The 1,564-nt window shown below is 64.8% G+C and carries 2 protein-coding genes; both read right to left on the reverse strand.

The features are described 5' to 3' along the window. Positions 1–142: 142 nt before the first annotated feature. Positions 143–1,159, reverse strand: a complete 1,017-nt coding sequence (locus EN964_RS34140; protein ID WP_027035281.1) for an ABC transporter permease — start codon at positions 1,157–1,159, stop codon at positions 143–145. Then, a partial coding sequence (locus EN964_RS34145) for an ATP-binding cassette domain-containing protein (protein ID WP_164776354.1) occupies positions 1,156–1,564 on the reverse strand: 409 nt, incomplete at its 5' end. The genes EN964_RS34145 and EN964_RS34140, both read right to left, overlap by 4 nt.

The following is a 1,564-nucleotide window of genomic DNA, read 5'->3' on the forward strand; positions in this document are numbered from 1 at the left end:
AGGGTGATCGGTCTGATAATATCGGCAAACATGAGGTTCTCTCACGATGCCACCCGCCAAAACCTTTCTAGCAAAGGACGGCTGTTTTGCAAGAAAGGGGGCTCCCCTTCTCCCCTTGTGGGAGAAGGGACAACCGTCCCCCTCACCTTCTCACCCGCGATTTCAGCCACCGGTCGAACGCCACCGCCAGGATCAGGATGAGCCCGATGACGATGCTTTGCGTATAGGACGAGACGTTGTTGAACTGCAGCCCGTTCTGCAGCACGCCGATGAGCGCCGCGCCGACCACCGTACCGCCGACCGAGCCGATGCCGCCGAACAGCGAGGTGCCGCCGATGACGACGGCCGAAATGACCGTCAGCTCGTAGCCGATACCGGCGACCGCTTCCGAGGAATTCAGCCGCGCCGACAGCACGAAGGCCGCGAGGCCGGCGAAGAAGCCGACGATGACATAAACCGAGACCAGAATACGGTCGACGCGCAGGCCCGACAGCCTTGCCGCCTCGGCATTGCCGCCGACGGCGTAGACAGCGCGCCCGTAGCGCGTGTAGCGCAGCACGATATGGCACAGGATGGCGGCCGCGGCGAAGATCAGCGCCGGCACCGGCACGGGGCCGATCAGCCCGGTGCCGAACCAGCGCATCGAGGCGTCGAAGCCCGAGATCGGGCCGCCGTTTGAGATGGTCAGCGTCAGCCCGCGAAACACCGTCAGCCCGCCCAGCGTAACGACGAAGGGCGGCACTTTCAGCCGGGTGATGACAAGCCCTTGCACCCCGCCGGCAGCAGCGCCCACAACGACGGCGGCCAAGAGTGCTGCGAACCAGCCGAATCCTTGCGTGCCGCTCGTCGACAGCGACAGCGTGTTGGCGGAGCCACCCTTGGCGACCACGGCGGCGACCATACCGCAGAAGGCGAGCAGCGAACCGACCGACAGGTCGATGCCGGCGGTGAGGATGACGAAGGTCATGCCGAGCGCGATCAGCCCGGTGATCGAGATCTGCCTTGTGATGTTGAACAGGTTGATCGGGTCCATGAAGCTCGGCTTCAGCACGGTGAAGACGATGATCAGCGCCACCAGGAACAGCAGCGGCCCGAAGCTCATCAAAAGCCGCGCGAAGTTGATGCCGCCGCGCTGATCCTGTTCCCCCGCCACGCTCATAGTGTCTCCTTGCGGTCGAGTGCCATCAGTTCCATCAGTCTTTCCTCGTTTGCCTCGACGCCCGGCATCTGGCCGGTGATGCGGCCCCGGCGCATGGTGACGATGCGGTCCGACACTGCAAGCACCTCGGGCAGCTCGGACGAAATCATCATCACCGCAATGCCGCGCGCCGCAAGCTGCACCAGGATCTGGTGCACCTCGGTCTTGGCGCCGACATCGACGCCGCGCGTCGGCTCGTCGACGATCAGCACTTTCGGATCGCGCGCCAGCCAGCGCGCCAGGATCACCTTCTGCTGGTTGCCGCCCGACAGGCCTTCGATAGCCTGCTCGGCCGAAGCCATGCGGATCGACAGCATTTTGCGAAACCCGGACAGCGCATCGCGCTCGCGCCGCTCGGCCATGAAG

This window comes from Mesorhizobium sp. M7A.F.Ca.CA.001.10.2.1, assembly GCF_003998575.1.
Lineage (GTDB): Bacteria > Pseudomonadota > Alphaproteobacteria > Rhizobiales > Rhizobiaceae > Mesorhizobium.

Bases quoted from the DNA above. Each gene is read 5' to 3' on its own strand.
- EN964_RS34140 (WP_027035281.1), bottom strand. From the start codon at position 1,159: ATGAGCGTGGCGGGGGAACAGGATCAGCGCGGCGGCATCAACTTCGCG.